The organism is Euryarchaeota archaeon, from assembly GCA_016207515.1.
Classification (GTDB): domain Archaea; phylum Thermoplasmatota; class SW-10-69-26; order JACQPN01; family JACQPN01; genus JACQPN01.
On sequence record JACQPN010000002.1, the window covers coordinates 17,601 to 38,403 of the forward strand.

Sequence of the window (20,803 nt, forward strand, 5' to 3'; positions counted from 1 at the left end):
TCGTAAATCGTCTGATGCCCCGCGTCGCCGTCGTCGGAGCCGGCCATTCAGTTTTCGGCGACCGTAACCTTACTCTCCGCCAGCTTTTCCACGAGGCCTTCACCGAACTCGCCTCCAATGTCGATCGCAACTTCGACGCGCGAGACATCGAGGAGGCATACATCGGTTCCCTCGGGTTCGGCGGCGGCCAACTGGGAAACCTCGGCCCCTTCGTCACCGAGACCTCCGTGTCGCCTTCTATTCCCTGTCGCCGCGTCGAGAACGCGTGTGCCTCCTCGGGCTATGCGTTTCGCGATGCCGTCCTTGCGGTGAAGTCCGGGGAACGCGACCTCGTCCTCGCGGGAGGTATCGAACGGATGAACGACCTCTCGCCGATCCACAAGCGTTTCTGGCTCGGGGTCTCCGGCGACACCGAATGGGAACGCACGGCAGGCCTCACGTTCGCCGGAGTCTACGCGTTGATGGCCGAGCGCCACATGATCGAGTACGGGACGACACGGGAAGCGCTCGCGGCCGTCGCCGTGAAGAACCACGCGAACGGCGCCAGAAACCCGAAAGCGCAGTTCAGGAAGGAGATAACGATGGAGAAAGCGCTCCAATCGGCGGAGGTCGCCTCGCCGCTCCATCTTTTCGACTGTTGCTCCACGACGGACGGGGCGACCGCCGTCCTCGTCGCATCCGAGGAAGTGGCGCGCGAATTGACGGACACGCCCATTTGGGTCACGGGTTCCGGAGCGAGTTCGGATCATCTGGCGCTCATGTCGCGTAAGTCCTTGACACGTCTCGACGCGACGGCCCGCGCAGCTCGAGACGCGTTCGCGCAGGCGGGGCACACGGAAAGCGATGTGGACGTGGCCGAGGTCCATGACTGCTTCACAATCGCGGAAGTGATGGCCGTCGAGGACCTTGGCTTCGTCGCCAAAGGCGAAGGCGGGCGCTTCGCCCTCGAAGGCCGGGGAAGAATAGGCGGCCGGCCGACGATCAATCCAGGTGGCGGCCTCAAGGCGAAGGGCCATCCGCTCGGCGCGACCGGCACCGGCCAGGTGTACGAGGTGTGGAAGCAGCTACGGGGCCAAGCGGGAGAACGGCAGGTGGAGAATGCCGAGGTCGGTCTTACGCACAACGTCGGCGGCTCCGGCGCGAGCGCCGCGGTCCATGTCCTGGAGCGCTGAAGATGGCGGGGGTCGCGTCGTTCGGCATCGCGTATCCTTCCTTCGAGGTACACGTAGATGAGAAGAGGCGCGGCAAGACGCGACGGTCCGCCTTGCGGCGGCTCGTGACCGCGTTCGACGAAGACGAGAACACGCTCGCCGTCGACGCGGTCCGCGCGGTGCTGGCCCACACGCGGCTCTCACCGCGCGAAATGGCCTGCGTGTTCGTGGCATCGACCGCTCGCAAGCCGCGCCCGAGCGCCTTCGGCGAAGCGTTCTCGGAGACCACCGTCCTCGATGTCCTCGAACTCACCGGCGTTCCCGTCGTGAGGTTTCCGGACACGCCAATCGGCGCGGCCAAGACGCTGCTTGCGGCGGCGACTCGATCTGGGGACGAAGACAGACCGATGCTCGTCTTGGCGACCCATGACGCGTCTCGATCGCTTTCCGGCGGCGCTTTGGCGGCCGCGGCCATAGTCACACGGACGGGAACCTGCGATCTTTCCCTGCCGACCGGTTTCAAGGGGAGATCGGTCTCTCGCGCACTCGGCGTGGTCGACATGGGGGCAGCGGGCTTCATCGCCGAACTCATGGATGCTGTCGCCGCGGTCCGAAGCGATCGGTTCACGCTCGCCCCTTCAGGCTCTAAGCGTCCCGTCTTGGGGGTCGGACGGGCCGCAGATGTGCCGGGTGCTTTCCGCTTCGAGCCCAAGACGACGCCGATCCCGCAGGAGTCCTTCGACCGGTTGCGGGCAATAGGTGTGGAGACCGGGCACATCCACGACAAACCCATGGGGGCTTTCGTGTCTCAGGCCACGTGGCTTGCCGGCTCCCGGGCCCGCTACCATTTGGAAGGCGCGGTGTGCGGTTCATGCAAGGCCGTGAACTTCCCGCCCAACGAGACTTGCAACGAGTGCGGCGCCGGACAGATGGTGACGCTTCGCCTTTCGGGGCGCGGCACGACATACTCGCTCACGAGGATCGGCCGGGGCGGGGCGCCCGCCGAGTTCGCGATGCAGGAGGCGCTTTCCGGGCCGTATTGGGTGGCGATCGTGGAACTCGACGAAGGGCCGAAGGTCGTTTCACAACTTGCCTGCGGGTTTGGCGGCGAGCCCACGGTGGGGACAAGAGTCCAGGCGGCTTTCAGGCGCATCTACAAGCAGGACGGGTCTTCGCGATATGGCCTCAAGTTCGTGCCAAGCGTGCCTTGAGCGTTTTGTGCGTCAGGCCCATTGGTCCGACCAGGTCTAAAGCAGACGTTTTGAGAAAGGTCTTTCCACCGCGCGCCCCCTCGGCGCCTCCGTGGCGCAATGGCTATGGGCGGCCCTTCTCGTTTTCTTGATGGTCGCGCGGCCGGCTGGCCGGGCCCGAAAAGCGCGCGTACCGCCACGCAAGACGGTGAAGACCAAGCCGAGAAGGGCGAAGCGCGCCGCGTCCTCCCTCGTCCGGGGCGGGCATCGTGTCGTGGGCCCTAGGCGTGCCGGTGTCGCCCCACCGATGAGCACCGACGACGATAGAGGGACGTCGGCGAAGCGCGGAACGCCACCAAGCGTCGAACGCAAGAATGCGGTGGACGAGGCGAAGCGGATCCGTGTGCCCGGACACCAGGCGGGCGAGGATGCCGCGGGTGAGCCGAGGCGGATCCGCGTGCCAGAAGCGATCCTTCGCAAGATGTACGTGGAGGGAAGCCTCGCGAACGCCAGGCAATCCGTCGTCTTCAGTCTACGGAACCAGTTCTCGACGGCAACGATCGTTTCGTTCCCGCAGCTCTTGATCGATGGCGCGAGAGTCGCCGTTGCACGACTCTGCGTGAAGGTCGCGGCCAAATCGACGCTCGCGAAATCCGTCCGCGACTCGCAGCCGTTCGTCTTCGCCAAGAACGATGAGGCTGTCTTCTTGGTCGATACAAAGCGCCTCGCGGCGGGCGTACACTCCGTACAATTGACGGCGGACACGCGTGAGTGGGGGCGGCTTGTCGTGGAGTTCGAAGCGAGTATTTGACGGTCTGCGGCTGGCGACCGATAAGGGAGGGCGGATCCGAGGATGGCCGGGTTTACCAGTGCTTTTTCCTGAGCCCGCGCCCTCGAAGCGGTTTTCGTAGTAAGTAGACAATGCTCAAGACTCCCGGGATGCAGACAGGTACACGCGAGGGTTGCCTTGTATCCGCCACCACGGTGCGCCGTCTGCCGAAGGCCGATCCTGGAGGGTAGAAGAACCGATTATTTCGGGGTAGGGACACCGCCGCCAAACGCGCGGCACGTCCACGTTCCCGACCAACACCCCCTCGCGCTCCTCCTTTGCCACGGTTGCGCTTCATTGGCTCGTTCGAGGGTAGAAACGGGACCGTCGTCGTTCGGCCTGGCGTGATCACGGGCTCCGTTTTGCCTCGCGTGATGAAGCCCCGGACTCATGGTTTCGGCGGCGCGCAATCGTACTAGGGGCCGATCCGGCGCATTCACACGCGGGTCGGCATCAGGGCGGCTCGCCCGCGAACACGGTGGCGACCTTTTCTTAAACATACCGGCAAACGTTAATCACCGCCCCTAGACGACCATCACCCGTCAGAAGGGCGAAGCGTGTCAGCGTCCCCAACGTGTCGAGAGTGCGGCAAGCCAGTGCTTGGCGGAAAGCACGCGGACTACTTCAGTCCCCCAGAGAACACGGGGTGGCTTGGAGAAGCGGAGACCACCGTCGATCACGACCGGCGGATCCTGTTGGCCACCGACACTACGAAGCCGGATCCGAGGCTTTGCTTCGATTGCAAGGCCTTGCGGGAGCGTGCTCGCATCGCCGACTTGGGACGCTTGGCCCGTTCGTAGACGGCATCCCACACGGGCGGTTTGTGACCCTTCGCCCCTTCGTTCGATCATTGCTTTGTCGGCGGTCGCCGGCATCCGGCGCGCGCTGGCGCTCACCGTTTCCTGCCCGTCGACGCGGGCGAGAGGTCCGGCGGCATCGCGACGCGTCGTCTTGTCTTTAGCTTGGCAGCGGGCGCGCCGGCGCTATGTTCATTAACGATTAGCCGCTTGGCGAAGCGACGCCCATGATCGACCTTTCGAAGCGCCGCTACTCGCTCGCGATAAGTCCCGCCGACGACGGCAAGGAGGCCGTGGTCGCCGGTTGGATCCACGAGTCGCGCGACCTCGGCGGCATCGCGTTCATCATCCTGCGCGACCGGGAGGGGACGCTCCAGGTCGTGCTTCCGAAGAAAAAGATCGAGAAGCAGCTGCTCGACCAACTGTTGGGCATCAACCGCGAATCGGTGATCGCGATCCGCGGGAGCGTGAAAGCCTCGCCTCAAGCGCGTAACGGTTATGAGATATTCCCGCTCGAAGTAGAGGTGCTTTCCCGGGCGGCGGCCCCACTGCCTCTTCCCGTGGCGGACAAGGTGCATGCCGAGATCGACACGCGTCTCGACAACCGGTACATGGACCTCAGAAAGCCCGAGGTCGCGGCGATCTTCCACGTTCGTAGCGCGATGCTCCGGTCGGCCCATGCGTTCTTCGCCGAACGCGGTTTCACGGAGATCCATACGCCGAAGATGATCTCCGCCGCTTCCGAGGGCGGGACCGATCTTTTCCCCGTCGCCTATTTCGAGAAACAGGCGTTCCTTGCCCAATCGCCGCAACTCTACAAGCAGATGATGATGGCGACGGGCCTCGACCGGGTCTACGAGATCGCGTGGTACTTCCGCGCGGAGGAGCACAACACGCGTCGCCACCTCAACGAATCGACCGCCATCGACGTGGAGATGGCCTACGTCTCTAGCGAAGAGGACGTGATGGGCCTTCTGGAACGGCTTATCCAACGGATCTGGACGGACATCACGAAGAACGAGACAGCGGCGCTCGCGGCCGTCGGGGCGAAGCCCGTGGTGCCAACGTTGCCGTTCCCGCGCGTCACCTACGACGAGGCCATTCGACTCGTCAACGAGGCGGGGTTGAAGCTCGAATGGGGCGAGGACCTCGGCACCGAGGGCGAGAAGAAGCTCGGCGATCTCATGCTCGCGAAGGGGCACGAGTTCTACTTCATAAAGCATTACCCGGCAGCGGCGAAACCTTTCTACGCCTACGTGGAGGACGGGTCGCAGCTGTCTCGTTCGTTCGACCTCGACCACAAGGGACTCGAAGTCACGAGTGGGGCCCAACGGCAGCACGATTCCGACAAACTCGTGAAGCGATTGGAGGAGAAGGGCCTGAATCCGAAGGATTTCGAGGCGTACTTGTCCGCATTCCGTTACGGCATGCCGCCGCACGGCGGGTTCGGGTTGGGGATCGAACGTCTGGTGATGGAACTTCTTGGGGTCGAGAACGTGCGGGAAGCGATACTGTTCCCGCGCGACAGGCAGAGATTGACCCCATAAGGGAGTTTTCGGCGTCGAATCCTGGCTTGAACGACCCTCCATGATGAGAATCGACCACGTCTTGCGGGCGCCACCACGTTGGTCGCCTTCTGGGGGGCCCACGGGGCCTCAAGCGGCGGCTTTTTGTATTTGAGGGTTTCCCTAAACGCTCTTACGCGACGGGTTGCGAGATATGGTCGGTTGCCGCCAATGCCGATCCAAAGGGATGCTACGCCTGTCGCAAGCACATTGTCGCCGCCGCAGCGGGAACTTCGGGCACGCGGGACGCTAGGTGAAGAGTTGCCTCTCGACTACTTCCGACTCTTTTCGGATAGCCTGGTCACGGACCTTCACACTTTGGAGGACGATGCCGTCATCGAGGACCATCTGTTCACCGCGGGCAAACGCGCCGGCGACGTGTTCTCGCGCGTGGTCTCCAAGAACACCATCCACCTTCCGAAGAAACTGGCCGTCCTTTCCGAGGCCCTATACGATTTCAAGGTGGGGATAGCGAGTTTCAGGATCCAACCTGGCTACATCCGCTTTACGATAACGGAGTGCGTACACTGCGCTGGCGCGAAACCTTCTGGCCGGGCTTTGTGCCGTTTCGAGGCGGGCATCGTCGCCGGGGCGTTGGAGAGTTTCGTCGAGCGTGAGATCGACGGTGCTTCCGTCACCGAGACCAAGTGCTGGGGGCTCGGGGACGACCGGTGCGAGTTCACGGTCGCGATGCCTGTGTGAGTTTGCCGCGGACCGTGACACGCGTTGAGTTCCCCTGCCGTGCCAGGGCCGCCACGTCCGTTCCTTCTCGTCGAGGGTCCGGGTCCGCGATGTGAGCGGGGCGCCATGCGGTTTCTCGGCCGATTCTCCGTTTTTGTGGAACGCCTTTTGACAGACCTGAACCGGTCCTAATCACGGTTGAGGCTCTAAGAAACCGTCTGTCGGGAAACCGGCTTCCGACCGGCGGCGTGCCGAAAAAAGCGCCCGTATCTCGAATAGGGTCTGAGGAAATTGTATAAATAATCCAAAATCAACGGACCAGCACCGCACGACGCGGTGGAGGCTGAAACATGCGACCAAAACACAACCGATTGGAATCCGTCTTGGAGGCAAGCGAGGCACGGTTCGAATCGGGCGAACACCTGGAGGCGCCCGAAGCGCCGAAAGAGGCAGCGAACGTGGAACACAGGATCCGGTCCGTCGACTCGATCGCCCGCACGATGAGCATCATCAACAGGCACCCGATGCACGTGAAGGGTGGGTTCGCGGAAGGCACAGACGCCTGGAACAACGCGTAAGGGGGACCGAGGGCCCGGGAGGGCACGAGGTCGCCCACTTTGGATGCACCCTTTGGCCCTGGCGCAAACAACTGTTTGCGCGGGGCCGCGCGCACGCCCGGCGTGCGCCGCGGTAAAGGGTGCTGGAGCAACGCGTAGGGGGGACCGAGGGCCCGGGAGGGCACGAGGTCGCCCACTTTGGATGCACCCTTTTGTAAAGGGTGCTGGAGCAACGCGTGGCGCGAAAAAATCCCTGCGAAAACCAACGTCCGAGGCGAAGAAGGAGAGGCAAACGGGGGCGGGGCATTCTTTCCGCATCAGTGGAACGGGTCGCCCCGCGCGTCCGGCCGCCGGGCATGCACCGGATGCCGGGGCGCACGGGGGTTTTCCATGGAGGCAGCGCAATCTTTTGAACGGCCCCGGGCAAATGCCAATGACGATGTTTCCAAACGTGCGCTAAAGCAGGGTTTAATACCCGTGGAGTCTCCATTATACGCCGCGGGAGCGGAGGACAACGGGAAGCCTTACGTTTTTCCGACCGCGCGGACATGAGGAAATGACTCGATGGATGGGCTGAAGCTCGTCGTTAGGCTTTTCGACATCGACCTCGGCAAGTACCAGGTGATCCTCCACGAGAAGGACGCCGAGGAGCTCGGCATCCACTCGCAGGACCGCGTGAAGATATCGCGCTCCGACGAGACGATCACCGCGATAGTCGACACGACCGATTCCTTCATCGAACGCGGGCAGGTCGGGGTCTTTTTCGAGGTCCAGCAAAGGCTCGAACTGACGGAAGGCAACACGCTCAAGGTCGTCCCCGCCGACAAACCGGCGAGTGTCGCTTACATCAGGAAGAAGATGGAGGGGAAGGACCTCTCGCGCGAAGAGATAGACACGCTCATCCGCGATGTGGTCGACGGCAGCCTAACAGACATCGAACTCGCGGCCTACGTCACGAGCATCCAGATCCGTGACATGAACCTGCGGGAGGTCGAGGACCTCACGAACGCGATGGTGAAGTACGGCGAGGTGATCGATTTCGAGGGCGCCGAGATCTTCGACAAGCACTCTATAGGTGGCGTGCCGGGGAACAAGATCTCGCTGCTCGTCGTCCCCATTGTGGCGGCGGCGGGGCTGCTCATCCCGAAGACCTCGTCGAGGGCGGTGACGGGTGCGGCGGGAACGGCCGACATCATGGAACTCTTTTGCAACGTGCGCCTCTCGGCCGAGGAGATCAAACGCATCACGCTCGAAGTCGGAGGTGTCCTCTCATGGGGCGGTGGCGTGAACCTCGCCCCTGCGGACGACATCATCATACGCGTCGAGCATCCCCTTTCGCTCGATCCCCGCTCGCAGCTCCTTGCGAGTGTCATGGCGAAGAAGAAGGCGGTCGGGGCGCGTAACGTCGTCATCGACCTTCCGATGGGCGAGGGCACGAAGATCGTCCAACAGGACGAGGCCCGTAAGATCGCCCGCGACTTCATCGACCTCGGCGAGAGGCTTGGGATGAAGGTGGAATGCGCGATAACGTACGGTGGGCAACCGGTGGGAAAGGCCATCGGCCCTGCGCTCGAGGCGAACGAGGCGTTGCTCGCGCTCAACAACGGCGACGCGCCGCAATCGCTCGTCGAGAAATCCGTCGGCATCGCCGGGATGCTCCTGGAGATGGGCGGCGTCACGGCGCGCGGCAAGGGCCGCAGACTCGCCCAAGAGATCCTTGAAAGCGGGAAGGCGCTGCAGAAGTTCGACGAGATAGTCATAGCGCAGGGTGGCATGAAACCGAAGGAGCAGGAGATCGGCCGTCACTCGGCCTCGATCCTCGCTCCAAACGGCGGTTACCTCACGGGCGTTGCGAACCGCCGGCTCGTCCACATCGCGAGGCTCGCCGGCGCCCCAAAAGACGGTGGCGCGGGCGTCGTCCTTCATAAGAAGCGCGGTGACAAGGTGGACACGGAGGAGCCGCTTCTGACGATCTATTCGAGTTCGGAGTACAACCTCAAGACGGCGCTCGCGGAGGCGAAGCGGGGCGTGCCGGTCACGATCGAAGGCATGGTTCTCCAACGCGTGCCGGACTTCCAGGAGTTTTGACCCAAGGCCGGGTGTCGCCGATCTAGTAGGCGCGCCTTGGCTTCACGCCGGCAGCCGCGCGTAGAATTCGATGATGACGAGCGCGGCGACGCCGACGGCCGCGGCGGCCGCTATGGGCAAGGCGACGCGCTCGGCCACTTTCTTGTTGGCGGAGCGGACGATTATGAACTTGTTCACGGTGCTCAACGTCATCGCGGCCACGGCCGTGAGGGCGGCGACTTTGAGGGGGATCGTGCCGCTCGCGTAAAGGAGCGTAACGGATGCGACGACGGCGGCCGCGTGGATGAAGCCGCCGAGCGCGGTCGCGTAGACGCCGGATTCGCCCCGTCCCGAGGCGAAGAACGCAAAGCCCGCGAGAAGCGCGAAGAGGGCGCCGAACTTCACGGCCGGCCAGATGGCGAACGGGTTCTTGAGGGCGATAGTGGCCGCGTCGTCGACGTCGCGGTCATGTTTCAAGAACGACGCTCCTACACAGATGCACGCCATCGCCGCCGCCGGGATGAGCAGCACCTGCGCGAGGCGGAGACTCGGGTCGACGAAGGCGGCTATGGCTAGGTTGCGCCCAAACATCGCGGCCGTCGCAAGAAGTGTCCCTGCCGCCGCGTGGGCGACCAGGGAAGGGTTCGCGGCGGCTATCTGGCCGAGGGATGCGGCGGTGGCCTCGGAGTTGACGAGACCGCCGAGTAGGCCCGCGGCGACGATCCCGCGGCGCGCCCCGATCTGGCGCATACCGATGAACGATGCGAAGGAGAAGGCGGAGACGAAGACGACGATGAGGATTATCGTGCGCAGGTTCCAGATGCCCCACGGGTCCAGGGGGCCGTCGGGCGAGAGCGGGTAGAGGATGAAGGCGATGGTCACGAATTGGAGCGCGGCGCTTATCTCGTCGTCGGAGAGGTGGTGCGCTATGAGGTGGAGCCGGCGCTTCGTGAGAAGCAGCCCGGTCGTCATCACGGCTATTATCGTTCCTTCGAGGAGGAATCCGTAGCCGACCATTACGCCGACGAGGTAGATCACAAAGATCGACATCGGGGTCGTGAAGCCGGTCTCGCCGAGGAGGTGGCGCACCACGAACATGCTGATGGCGAATATGCCGGCCATCGCGAGCCCGAACGCGACGACGAGCCCCGTGTCGGAGGCGATGGCGAGTTGTTGCGTGAGTAGCCCCGCGACGGCGATGAGGGGGAAGGTGCGCACCCCCGCTATGACGAGCTTCTTGTCCGTGCGGTGCTCGCGTTCGAGCCCCACGAGAAGGCCTGCGCCGACGACGACGGCGAGCTTCACGAGGAACTCGAAACTGACTTGAAACTCCAGGCCGGCCACTTTGTCCTCGTCTCTCGAAGGTGGGCCCGTGGCTTAAAATGCGAGAGTCCGAGCACGCAAGATCGCGCGGTCTCGCCCGTTCTCCGTGGACGGTCTTCTTGCTTAGGCGCCGCACGCCGGTCCATGTGTCCGGACTTCCCGCGGCATGGAGGGTTCCTCGGCCCTTGCGAGTCCTTGCGGCCACCGGGCCTCCCCGCGTGGGCAGTAGCCTATATTACCCATTACCACATCTTCGCGCCGTCGGAGTGATGTGACTGGCGAAACAGCCGGGGGAGAACTGCAAGAAGTGCGGGCATTGGGGCTCGTCGCCCGAGTTCGGTTTCGATGACCGGACAGGCTATTGCAACGCCCACGAGAAGCTCACCAGCGCCGATTACTGGTGCGACCTATTCATCTCAAAAGAGAAGTACCAGAAGCAGCAGGATGAGCTCTACGAGCAGATCGAGTCGGAAAGCGGGGAGTTCGAGGAATAGTCGCGCTAGTACGTACTTATAGGTATATGCGCCCTTGATTCGATTCCGCTCCACTCGGTAGCATTTTTATACACCTCCGGCATCTTCCGGCCGATGCGTTTCTCCATCTGGACGGCCGTGAGCCTCCTCCTGGTCGTCTTCGCCGTGGTCTTCTACGCGTACATGTACAGCATCACCGGCCGCTGGTTCGAGCAGGGTGTCTACGCGGTGACGGTGATCCCCCTGGGCTTTGGCCTCGCTGGCCTGTATCTCACGACGCGCGGGAACCCGCAGTAGCCGTGCACCGGTCACGGGCCGCGTAGCGCTGCACTTCCGGCGCGATGGGCTTTTTCCCGGAACATCACGCTCTGCCCGCCAGACCGCTTCGTTCCATGCTGCCAAACCCGATCGGGCTGGCCGGGTCACCCTTTTCCCAGGGGGACGTCGCGTGCAGGTATGGGCCTTCTCGCCGTCTGATGGCATCGCGAATCCAGGCGTCGGGGTAATCTAGCGGGAGTGCGATCCACGTCCCGTGCCCACCGAGTGGACGGAGAAATACCGCCCAAAGACCCTTGCCGACGTGGCGGCCAACGCAAAAGCGCTCGCCGATATGAAGGCGTGGGCGGATAGCTGGGAAGCGGGCGTACCGGAGAAGCGCGCTCTCCTTCTTTCAGGCGACCCCGGGATAGGAAAGACCTCGGCCGCCCATGCGCTCGCCCACGACATGGGGTGGGGAGTGATCGAGTTGAACGCGTCCGATTCGCGTAACGAAGAGGCGATCCGGCGAGTCGCGGGCGCGGGTTCGAAGCACCGCGGGTTCGGTGCCGACGGTAGCTTCGTGAAGGACACGAACGCCGGCCGCACCCTCGTCATCCTCGACGAGGCGGACAACGTCTTCGGCCGCGAGGACCGGGGCGGCGTGAAGGCGATCGCGGAGACCATCCGCGAGACGGCGCAACCCATGATACTCATCTGCAACGACCAGTACGAGTTGCAGCGACGCGGCGCCTCCCTCGTCAACCAATGCAAGGTCGTGAAGTTCAGCCACGTGATGAAGAACGCGATCCCTCCAGTGCTTCGGAACATCCTGAAGGCCGAGGGGATGACGGCGGAACCGGAGGCGCTCATCAACATCGCGGAGCGTAGCGGCGGCGACCTTCGAAGCGCCATAAACGACCTTCAGGCGTTGACGGCGGGAAAGACCGAGTTGAAGGCCGCCGACGTCGAAGCAATCGGCTTCAGGGACGCCCGCGCATCCATCTTCGACGCCGTGCGCGAGATATTCAAGTCCGAGAAGATCGACTCCGTGCGCACGGTGCTTTTCGACCTCGACGAAACGCCCGACATGCTACTCCTCTGGCTCGACGAGAACCTTCCATTGGAATACAAGGACCCGGCGGATCTGGTCGAAGGCCTCGCGTGGCTCTCCCGCGCCGACACGTTCCTCGGGAGAACGGTGCGGACCGGGAACTACGGCCTGTGGCAGTACGCGAAGGAGACAGCGGCGTTCGGGGTCACCGTCGCCAAACGCCGGCGCTACCCCGGCTTCACGCCCTACCGGTTCCCGACCTACCTCAAGAAGATGTCCACCGCCAGGGCGATACGGGAGACGAGAAAGTCCGCTTCGCGCAAAGTAGGCGAGGCGCTCCACGTGGGCCGGCGCGTCGCCCGAAACGACGTGTTCCCGTTCCTACGCACACTCTTCACGAATGTCCCGACGCTCGGGGGCAAGTTCGTCCACGACTTCGACGTGGAGGACCACGAGTTGGCGCTCATCATGGGGTCGGGCGTCGATTCGAACGAAGTGAAGGCGGTGCTTGAGGAAGCGAAGAAGATCAAAGCGCTTCCAACGGCGAAAGGAGCGCCTACGCCGGAGCCCGAACCCGTGGAAGAGCCCGAACCGGCCGAGGAAGCACCCCCACAAGAAGAGGAGCCGGAAAAACCCGCCCCGAAGAGGCAGAAGAAACTCATGGAATTCTAGGTGCGCAACGCAAACGCTCTTCAACCACCGCTAGGCTATAGGAGGTTCGAGAACACATGGACAAACCCCAAGACCAGAGGGAGTACGTGATCTACACGTGCTACCCGATAGAAGAGTGCGGCTTCTCCGTGAGAAGCCACAACGAGGAGGAAGTGGTGGACATGGCGGTCATCCACGCCGAGAAAGGGCATAAGATGCGAGTCTCCAGGGCGGGCGTCAAAGGATTGATCAAGAAAGGGTAGGCGCCAGAGGATTCGAAGGCTTTTTTTGGGGCGAACGCTTGGGCCCACGCATGGACGAGCCTACGCCAAAGAAATTCCACGTCTTCGTTTGCTTCCCGATCACCGATTGCGGCTTCACGGTGAAAAGCCACGACGAGGACGAAGTCATCGAGACGTACCTCCACCACGCCGAGAAGGTGCATGGAAAGAAGGCGTCGAAGGCGATGGCCAAGGGAATGATCAAGGTGGAGTGAGGCGGGCGGCGTTCGCCCCAAACGGGCGAAGACTTATCCGTCCGCGGCTAGCAGTCCTCTTTGCCGAGCCGCATGTTACAAATACGTCATACGACAAATATGTCTCATTCAATGTCTCGCCTGAAAGAGCCTCCCGCGTTGCCGAAGACGATCCGTGGGCCAGCCCCCACCCTGACGACACTACACGCGATCGAGATCATTCTCCGCAAGGCCGACAGTCGCGGGGAGGGTCCTTTGCCTTTGGCCGAGATAAAGCGACGGATGAAGGCCAAGAGCGTCAGGCATTCGACGATCCGCACGTGCGTGGACGAACTCCAGCGGCTGGGTCTCGTGCTGTACGCTCCACGAAGAGGCGTCATGTGGACCTACAACCCTGACCCCGCCTTCTGGGCGAAGAAAGGTTTCATCGAACTCCGGTGAGCGTGCCGGGCGTGGCCGCGCGAATCGTCCGAGTCACGGTGGACTTGCGCATGATGCGTCGCGCCGGAGGACCGCAAGCGAGGGCGCTCAGGCGGCTCAAGCCGCGACTTGAGGCCACTCCATATCTTGGCGAGAGAATCCGTGACGACTTGATCCCGTCGAGATTCCGACACATGCGGCACGTCCACAGGCTTGCCTTACCGCAAGGGTGGCGGGCACTCTATTCTGTCTCAACGCAAGAAGGAAGGTCAGAGGTCGCCATTTTCTGGATCGGGTCCCACCCGGAATACGATCGTCTCCTCGGCTACAAACGAAGTTGAATGTTCGGAACCTGCCGACGCCATGTTCCAGGTCAGGTCGAAGCTACTGGCGGATCCTACCGCCTCGTCACTATCGTCAGTATGTCCTCGTCGTTCAACTCGTGGTCGAGTCCCACCGTCTGCTCCGCGAACTTGGCGCTCGTTCCCGTGACTATCGCGTAGCGGAACTTGCGCCGCCATTCGCGGTGTATCATGTCGCAGACGGTTCCGACGTCGCTACCCGACTTCAGCACAAGCGCGTCCTTGAAGTCCGGTTCCTTTCCCGGCGGCTTCATGAAGACGCGTATGAAGCGGAGTTTGGCGTAGATGGCCTCTCTCAGTTCGTCGAGGCCGGTGCCTTTGGAGGCTGAGACCGGGACGGTGTGCCAGCCATGCCACTTCTTCTTCAGCGAGTTGAGTTCGCTCGCCGTTATTGCGTCCACCTTGTTTATGGCGATGAACGACGGGACGTAGATGCGGTTGCCGCTCACGTAGTCGATGAGCTGCTCCACCGTCGCATCCTGACGGACGATGACATCGGCGTTGATCATGCCGAACTCCGACATGACGTCGCGCACAAGTTCCTCATTGAGGTGCGATAGTTTCACGGTGGCGTTGAGGCCGATGCCACCTTGTTTCTTGTGGACGATGCGGATGTTCGGGGGCTTCTCGTTCAATCGGATCCCTGCGTCGCGCAGTTCTTCGATGAGGACTTCCATGTTGTCTGGGCGCAAGGCATCCATGATGAGCATGACGAGGTCGCAGTTTCGGACGACCGCGAGGACCTCGCGGCCGCGGCCCTTGCCGCGGGAAGCCCCTTTGATGAGTCCGGGTAGGTCGAGGACCTGGATCTTCGCTCCGCGGTACTCAAGTAGGCCCGGGATCACGTCGAGTGTCGTGAATTCATAGGCGGCCACCTCGGAATCCGCGTTCGTGAGTCGGTTGAGCACGGTGGATTTGCCCACACTTGGGAAACCGACGAGGGAAACGGTCGCGTGCCCGCTCTTCTTGACCGCATAGCCGCCGCCGCCTCCGCCGCCTTGGGACGCCCGGCGCACCTGCTCGTCGCGCATCGCGGAAAGTTTTGCCTTCAGCTTCCCGATGTGGTGGCTGGTCGCCTTGTTGTACTTGGTCTTGGAGATCTCCTCCTCGACCGCCTTGATGTCGTCGTCGATTGTCATCTGGTTCTGGGCACGCTGTTAAGGGCAGGTTTGCTAAATAAGAATCGAACGAAGGCCCGGTGTTTCGCGTCGCATGGGCGAAGGGAAGGGGGCGAGTCGTCACCCGTCGTCGGCCGGCGGCGGCCATGGGCAGAGGCCTTGAACGGACCCCATGTCCAGGCAGTCGGCGGGCCGTCTTGTCATCGGGACGGCGGGAAATCCTTCTCCCGACCTGTGACCTGTGAACGTTCCAATCTTCTCCGGTTGATTGTTCGCGACAATGTATAAATAACCTGAAACCCAATAGTTGTAGTAATAATCAATTGAAAGGTTGATACTTATGGACAATGGGCCGGGCACTTCAGTACCTTCGGACGACGCGGAACCCCTGAAGGAAGTCAAAGTCAAGATTCCGCTCGAATACCACGTGAAACTACACTCGATGAAGGTGCTCACGGGTCAACAGATCAGTGACACGATAACCGACGCGCTGAGATCCTATTTCTTGAAACGCGACGGGCCGCAGAAACTTGAGCACGCGGAGCCGTCGGAGCTGCTTGACGGCGTCACTGGGTAAGCGGTACAAGTCTTCCGGTCATTCCGTCGCGGACTCCGTTTTTTCGCCCGTTATTCTCGTAGCTTCCGCGCCCTAGGGAGGCCCGGACTCCGGCCAAGGCGCCGAGCGGAACAGGCTCGTCTTCTGGACGCACAGATTCGCCTTGTCCCCTCCCGTCTGGTTCGCCCCGAAGTGGTGGTTCCAGAAGTTCATGCGCCCGTCGAGGGTCCGCGAACAGAAGGTGCTCTCCCCGAAGACCCCGTACTCGGCGTTCTTCACGAGGTTGTTCGTGTTCACCCTCACGCCGTCGGAGAAGAGCTCCGCCCGCACGCCGATGCGGTTCATGTAGAACGTGTTGTTGATCACGCTCGCGTTCGTCGCCCCCGAGTCGAGGAACGCTCCGATGTCGCTTCCCGACACGTTGTTGCGGTAGATGACGCTAGAGCCCGCCGATGCGAGGTGGATGCCCCATGTCCGGCTTCCGTTGATGCGGTTGGCCTCGATGACTATCGATGCGGGCGGCGGGAAACCCCCCACGCGGACACCGGTCGCATAACCGCTGATGTTGTTGCCGGAGACGATGAACGTCCCGGGCGTGCTCACGATGTCGATCCCGCGCAGGTCGACGGTGCAGCCGGGGCACACGAACGCGTTATCGTTGATAGTGACGTTCGTCGCGTTCGCGTAGACGAGGAGCCCCTGTGTCATCGCGTTGTTGCCGACGATCCGGTTCTCTTGGACGACGAAATGCTCGCGGGTCCCGTAGAATTGGATGGCCGCGGCGAACCGGCATCCCGTGGCCGGCGTGTCGAGCGGGTAACCGTCCGTTATCGTCCACAACGCGACGATGTACGGCAGATCCTCTGTGCCGTCACCGGCAACGATGCCGTACTTCTCCAAGCGTTCGAGCGGCGTCTTCGAGGAGAGGTCTTCGTACACGCAAATGGGCGCATGCGTCGAGATCGTCACGCCGAGGGGCGCCGCCTCCGCGTGGGGACCCGCGCCCCCGACGAGTAGTATCGTCACAATGCCGAGAAGCGTCGGAACGGCCGTCTCTCGCACGCGATACGCATGCGTCGCGGACGGTTCAACGTTCGCGCGGCAGAGCATATCCTCTCTCTAAAGGAACGGCGTCCGTCGTACCAAGGGACAGCAGACGCGCCCGGTCCAGTACGGTAGCCGGGTCCTATGGAACACCGGCGCCTATCGAACGCCCAGGCCGCTTTCTCACGTCATGTCGTAGTGCGTAGTGCCGGCGCCTTCCGGCGAAACGTAGAACGCCTTGACCACGTTCTGCCCTGCTTGCGGCCGCAGGGGAAGCGTCGGTGGACTGAGGTTGCTTCCCACTATCCACCCGTTGAGCGAGATCAAGTGCCACCCGGGCAAGTACAGGCCTGCGCCGGCACCGGTATCCACGTCAAAGCCCACCGTGAACGTCGCGCGGCCGCCAGCGTCGGTCGTAAGGTCGAGTTTCAAGTCGGTGCGGGCCGTGAGCGGTGGCATGCCCGTCTCGACCACCGGGACGGTCCTGACGGCCCCAGTATAGGATACGTCGAACACGAGCGCCTCGCCTTCGACGGGCACTCCGTCGATGAAGACGACGCTCACGTTGCCCGTGACGGGCTTCGTGGGGTCGTTGAAACTGTCCGAGCGTCCCTCATCGTACGTCTCGAAGGGCGGCACCGGGACGATGCCGACCGTCGACGCCACGACGCCGACCTCCGCGTCCTGATCGAGGATTATCGTGTACGTCTTCTGCAAAGCGATCCGCAAGGGGTCCACTTCGACGGAGCGCGTCGCGAGGCCCATTTGGTAGCGCGCGACGACGAACGTGCCGCCGGGGTTTATCGTGAGCCTTACTTCCAGCATGTCGTTGGCGCCCCACTCCCCGATGCCGAACGAGGCGTTCGCCCAACCGTCCGCCGTCACTGCGATCTCCGAATCGCCCGTCGAAAGCGTCGCTCCGGTCGAAAGGTCAACGTAGGCGAGCGCATACACGCTCGAGGTGAGGTTGAACGGCCTATCGCCGGGCGAGTGCACGAGGCGAAGCTCCACATCAAAGTTCGTCCCGCCGTAGACGCGGATCGTCTTTGAAACGGTCGAGGTCGCCCCACCCGTATCCGTGACCCGGAGGCTCACCACGTAACTCGCCGACAGGGTGTAGGCGTGGCTCGGGCTCTGAGCCGTAGAGTTCGACCCGTCGCCGAAGTCCCACAGGTACTGGAGCGGCAGGTTCTCGGGGTCCGTCGAGGCGTCGATGAACTGGACGGCGACGTTCTCCACGGGTTGGACCGTCGCTACCGTGAAGTCGGCGGTCGGGAGCCCGTTGGCGACCGATACCGCGTGGACGATGACCGTCGAACCGCCGTCGTTGTCCGTGGCGGTCAGCGTGACATTGTAGGTGCCGATCGCGGAGAACGAGTAGTTGACGTCCGGCCCCGACGCGGTCCCGTTCGCGTCCCCGAAGTCCCAATCGAGGGTCACGACACTTCCATCGACGTCGAGTGCGGTCGAGTGGAACTCGACCACCTGGGCCGCGATGGGAGAACCGGGGTTGAAGTTGAAATCCGCGCTCGGCGGCGCGTTGACCCGTATCGTCGTGTTCGTCGTCGACGAGCCGCCCGAATTGTCGGTGACCGACAAGGTGACCGTGAACTGGCCGGCCGACGCAAACGAGTGGTTGACGATCGCGCCGCTGTCCGTCGTCGGCGTGTCGCTGAAGGCCCAAAGGCGCGCGACGATGCTGCCGTCCGGATCGGTGGAGGTGTCGGTGAAGAAGACCGTCTCGCCGATCTGCGGCACAGTCGGCCCGTACGTGAAGCTCGCGACCGGTAGCCGGTTTCGCACCGTGATGCTCGCGGAGGCGGAGGCGGACGCGCCCAGGTCGTCGGTCACCGTGAGGGTCACGACGTACACGCCCGGGTTCACGTAGGCGTGCGTGGTGTTGCGGATCGTGGAGTTGCTGGCGTCCCCGAAGTTCCAAAACCACGATACGATGGTCCCGTCGGGGTCAGAGCCCGTCGCGTTCATGTAGACGGTCTCGAAGGTGAGGACGTTGGCGGAGTTCGCCGTCCATTGCGCCGACGGCGGCCTGTTCACGGCGACTATCTTCGTCACGGAGCCCGTCGCACCGTCGTCATCGGTGACCGTGAGTGTGACCGAGTAGGCTCCCGAGCCGGGAAACGTATGGGACGGGTTCGCGTCGGTGCTTGTCGGGAGCGTGTCACCGAAGTTCCAGAGATAAGAGACTACGACGCCGTCCGGATCCGAGGCTAGCTCCGTGAAGTTGACAGGTTCGCCGCGCCTTGCGACCGCGGGCGACCATGAGAAGTCCGACACGGGGCCCCGGTTGAGGACCTGCAAGTTCACAAGGGCCGTGTTCGAGTAGCCGTCATCGTCGGTCACGGTGAGGCTGACGGTGTAGTTGCCGGAGTTCGCGTACGAATGCGTGGGGTTCGATGCGGCGGAGCCGTTCCCGTCGCCGAAGTCCCAAAGGAGCGACACGATGACGCCGTCTGCGTCCGTGGACGTGTCGTTGAACTGGATCGTCTGGCTAGTGAAGGGCACTGTGGGCGTGCGGGTGAAGCTTGCAAGCGGTGCCTGGTTGCCGACGTACATGCGCGTCTGCGTCGTGTTCGTTGCGCCATCGTCGTCGGTCACCGTGACGCTCACCGTGTAGTTGCCGTCGTCTGCGAACGAGTGGATCGGGGCTTGTACGGCGGACGTGTTCCCGTCGCCGAAATCCCAGAACCGGGTGACGATCGTCCCATCCATGTCGGTGGACGTATCGGAGAATTGGACCGGGCTCAGGTCGACTGGGAACGGAGGCGTGAAGGCAAACGACGCGACTGGAGCCCGGTTCAGGATAGTGATGTTCAGGGTCGTGGAATTGGAGAGAAGCGTGTTGTCCGTGTCGGTGAGGGTGACTGTGTAGACGCCGTCGTCGACGTACTGGTGTTTGACCGTTATTCCGAGGGTCCCGCTGAGGTCCGTGTGCGTCGCGTGAACGATGGTGACCGGCTCGTTGTAGGCTGGGTCGTTGGCGCCGGGGTTCTGGAGATTGGCGTTGAGGTGCCCGTCGCCGAAATCGAAGCGGGAAAGGACGATGACGCCGTCGTCGGTGGAAAGGTCCGTGAACCTGATGTTGGTGAAAGTGTAGACGCCGAAGAACGGGGAGGCCTGGAGGAGCATCGTGGGCGGAGGGAATGATACGCATGTCTGCGGGTCGTTCTCGTCCACACAAAGGGGGCCTCCGAGGAGCGTCTGGTTGTGGCCAGCACCGGCACCCTGGGGGGAAACGATCTGGCGCGCGTATCCGTCGAGTGAGAGCCGCGCTTCGCGGGGGCCCACCTTGAAATAGGTCAGGACGCCGACGAAATCGGACACCGCGAATACGTTGTCCACTTTTCCCCACGATTCATACCAAACGCTGAGGTCGAAGTTGTTCTCGTCGAAGCTGATCGTGACGTTTCCGGTGGTCTCATTGTTGAACTGTCGCGTTTCCTGCGTCGTCGGCGTGAACTGGATAAGCCCGATGGGCTGGTCCATGTAAGTGTAAGAATCGAGCGGCTTGCCATCCACTACGACCGCCGAGACGGGGATGTTCTTCGTGACATCGCCGCCGATTGTCCTCTCTGTCTGGAGCCTCGCGAACCCGCCGGGGTTGAGTTCCACACCCGTCACTTTCTGGCTGTCGACGATGACGAAGGCGATCTTCGTGGTCTCCTCGTCCAAAGCACCCTTCGCGTCGGCCAACGAGTCGAGCGACTGCTTCGCATGTGCCTTGTTGTTCGTCGAGACTTGCTTCAGGTCCGACTCCGCGAACATCGCACTGTGCATGGTCCCGTCGAGATGGAGTTCCGCGCGCGTGGTGCCCGCGTTCGAGACACCATACTTGCCTTCGAAGTGGCGTAGCGTGATCACGTCCATCGGCGTGAGTTTCAGTTCGCGGTCCCCGACGAAGAGGCGCGCGTTGTCGCCGCTTTTGGTCCCGACCTTGAAGATCAGTTTATCGACTTTGCCCGTCCCCCAGAAATCGGATTCGATCTTCGCGCCGTTCAATTCCGCGAAAAGCACGGAGACGCCGCCATACGCGTCTCCGCCTGGACCTTGCGCCGTGTAGACGCGAAGGTCCGTCGGGACGCTCGAGACGTCGATCCCTGTCTCGCCGCCGGCGAACTGCGAGTAGGTGGCGGTGAACTGGGAAAAGAGCAGGCTGCCGATGACGACCATGATGGCCAAAAGTTGCTTTATCAGCAAACTGGCCGCCTCCGCCCGTT

The 20,803-nt window shown here is 62.7% G+C and carries 18 protein-coding genes; 14 read left to right on the forward strand and 4 right to left on the reverse strand.

Annotated elements, in window-relative coordinates; genetic code table 11:
- Positions 1 to 14: 14 nt before the first annotated feature.
- The 8 genes from HY556_00605 to HY556_00640 all read left to right on the forward strand — a co-directional run bounded on the left by HY556_00605 (position 15) and on the right by HY556_00640 (position 8,858).
- The gene (locus HY556_00605) at positions 15 to 1,172 is read left to right on the forward strand and encodes a thiolase domain-containing protein (protein ID MBI4392284.1); all 1,158 of its coding nucleotides are present in this window, start codon (positions 15 to 17) and stop codon (positions 1,170 to 1,172) included.
- 2 nt (positions 1,173 to 1,174) lie between these two features.
- Positions 1,175 to 2,362 carry an OB-fold domain-containing protein gene (locus tag HY556_00610; protein ID MBI4392285.1) on the forward strand — a complete coding sequence of 396 codons (1,188 nt, stop codon included), beginning with the start codon at positions 1,175 to 1,177 and terminating at the stop codon, positions 2,360 to 2,362.
- A 286-nt stretch (positions 2,363 to 2,648) separates the two neighbouring features.
- A complete protein-coding gene (locus tag HY556_00615) occupies positions 2,649 to 3,152 on the forward strand; it encodes a hypothetical protein (GenBank protein MBI4392286.1) in 504 nt (167 codons plus the stop codon).
- A gap of 575 nt (positions 3,153 to 3,727) precedes the next feature.
- Positions 3,728 to 3,970, forward strand: coding sequence for a hypothetical protein (locus tag HY556_00620; GenBank protein MBI4392287.1), 243 nt, complete (start codon positions 3,728 to 3,730; stop codon positions 3,968 to 3,970).
- Between the two features lie 224 nt (positions 3,971 to 4,194).
- On the forward strand, positions 4,195 to 5,514 hold the full coding sequence (gene aspS, locus HY556_00625) for an aspartate--tRNA(Asn) ligase (protein ID MBI4392288.1): 1,320 nt from the start codon (positions 4,195 to 4,197) through the stop codon (positions 5,512 to 5,514).
- Positions 5,515 to 5,694: 180 nt separating this feature from the next.
- Positions 5,695 to 6,234 (forward strand): hypothetical protein, encoded by a 540-nt coding sequence (locus tag HY556_00630; protein MBI4392289.1) that lies wholly within the window; start codon positions 5,695 to 5,697, stop codon positions 6,232 to 6,234.
- 329 nt (positions 6,235 to 6,563) lie between these two features.
- On the forward strand, positions 6,564 to 6,791 hold the full coding sequence (locus HY556_00635; GenBank protein ID MBI4392290.1) for a hypothetical protein: 228 nt from the start codon (positions 6,564 to 6,566) through the stop codon (positions 6,789 to 6,791).
- Between the two features lie 552 nt (positions 6,792 to 7,343).
- Positions 7,344 to 8,858, forward strand: a complete 1,515-nt coding sequence (locus HY556_00640; GenBank protein ID MBI4392291.1) for an AMP phosphorylase — start codon at positions 7,344 to 7,346, stop codon at positions 8,856 to 8,858.
- A 42-nt stretch (positions 8,859 to 8,900) separates the two neighbouring features.
- Here HY556_00640 and HY556_00645 read toward each other — a convergent pair whose 3' ends face one another.
- On the reverse strand, positions 8,901 to 10,181 hold the full coding sequence (locus HY556_00645) for an MgtC/SapB family protein (protein ID MBI4392292.1): 1,281 nt from the start codon (positions 10,179 to 10,181) through the stop codon (positions 8,901 to 8,903).
- Between the two features lie 566 nt (positions 10,182 to 10,747).
- Here HY556_00645 and HY556_00650 point away from each other — a divergent pair.
- The 5 genes from HY556_00650 to HY556_00670 all read left to right on the forward strand — a co-directional run bounded on the left by HY556_00650 (position 10,748) and on the right by HY556_00670 (position 13,509).
- Positions 10,748 to 10,930 (forward strand): hypothetical protein, encoded by a 183-nt coding sequence (locus tag HY556_00650; GenBank protein ID MBI4392293.1) that lies wholly within the window; start codon positions 10,748 to 10,750, stop codon positions 10,928 to 10,930.
- A 235-nt stretch (positions 10,931 to 11,165) separates the two neighbouring features.
- Complete coding sequence (locus HY556_00655; protein MBI4392294.1) at positions 11,166 to 12,614, forward strand: replication factor C large subunit; 1,449 nt, start codon at positions 11,166 to 11,168, stop codon at positions 12,612 to 12,614.
- Between the two features lie 56 nt (positions 12,615 to 12,670).
- Entirely contained in the window at positions 12,671 to 12,856 is a 186-nt protein-coding gene (locus HY556_00660) for a DUF1059 domain-containing protein (GenBank protein MBI4392295.1), read from the forward strand.
- A gap of 50 nt (positions 12,857 to 12,906) precedes the next feature.
- Positions 12,907 to 13,089, forward strand: a complete 183-nt coding sequence (locus HY556_00665) for a DUF1059 domain-containing protein (protein MBI4392296.1) — start codon at positions 12,907 to 12,909, stop codon at positions 13,087 to 13,089.
- A 111-nt stretch (positions 13,090 to 13,200) separates the two neighbouring features.
- A complete protein-coding gene (locus HY556_00670; protein MBI4392297.1) occupies positions 13,201 to 13,509 on the forward strand; it encodes a hypothetical protein in 309 nt (102 codons plus the stop codon).
- Positions 13,510 to 13,885: 376 nt separating this feature from the next.
- On the opposite strand, the gene HY556_00675 is transcribed toward HY556_00670, so the two are convergent.
- Positions 13,886 to 14,989, reverse strand: a complete 1,104-nt coding sequence (locus tag HY556_00675; GenBank protein ID MBI4392298.1) for a GTP-binding protein — start codon at positions 14,987 to 14,989, stop codon at positions 13,886 to 13,888.
- A 319-nt stretch (positions 14,990 to 15,308) separates the two neighbouring features.
- On the opposite strand from HY556_00675, the gene HY556_00680 reads away from it, so the two are divergent.
- On the forward strand, positions 15,309 to 15,545 hold the full coding sequence (locus tag HY556_00680) for a hypothetical protein (GenBank protein ID MBI4392299.1): 237 nt from the start codon (positions 15,309 to 15,311) through the stop codon (positions 15,543 to 15,545).
- A 72-nt stretch (positions 15,546 to 15,617) separates the two neighbouring features.
- On the opposite strand, the gene HY556_00685 is transcribed toward HY556_00680, so the two are convergent.
- On the reverse strand, positions 15,618 to 16,586 hold the full coding sequence (locus HY556_00685; GenBank protein ID MBI4392300.1) for a right-handed parallel beta-helix repeat-containing protein: 969 nt from the start codon (positions 16,584 to 16,586) through the stop codon (positions 15,618 to 15,620).
- A gap of 165 nt (positions 16,587 to 16,751) precedes the next feature.
- Entirely contained in the window at positions 16,752 to 20,783 is a 4,032-nt protein-coding gene (locus HY556_00690) for a PKD domain-containing protein (GenBank protein MBI4392301.1), read from the reverse strand.
- Positions 20,784 to 20,803 lie beyond the last annotated feature (20 nt).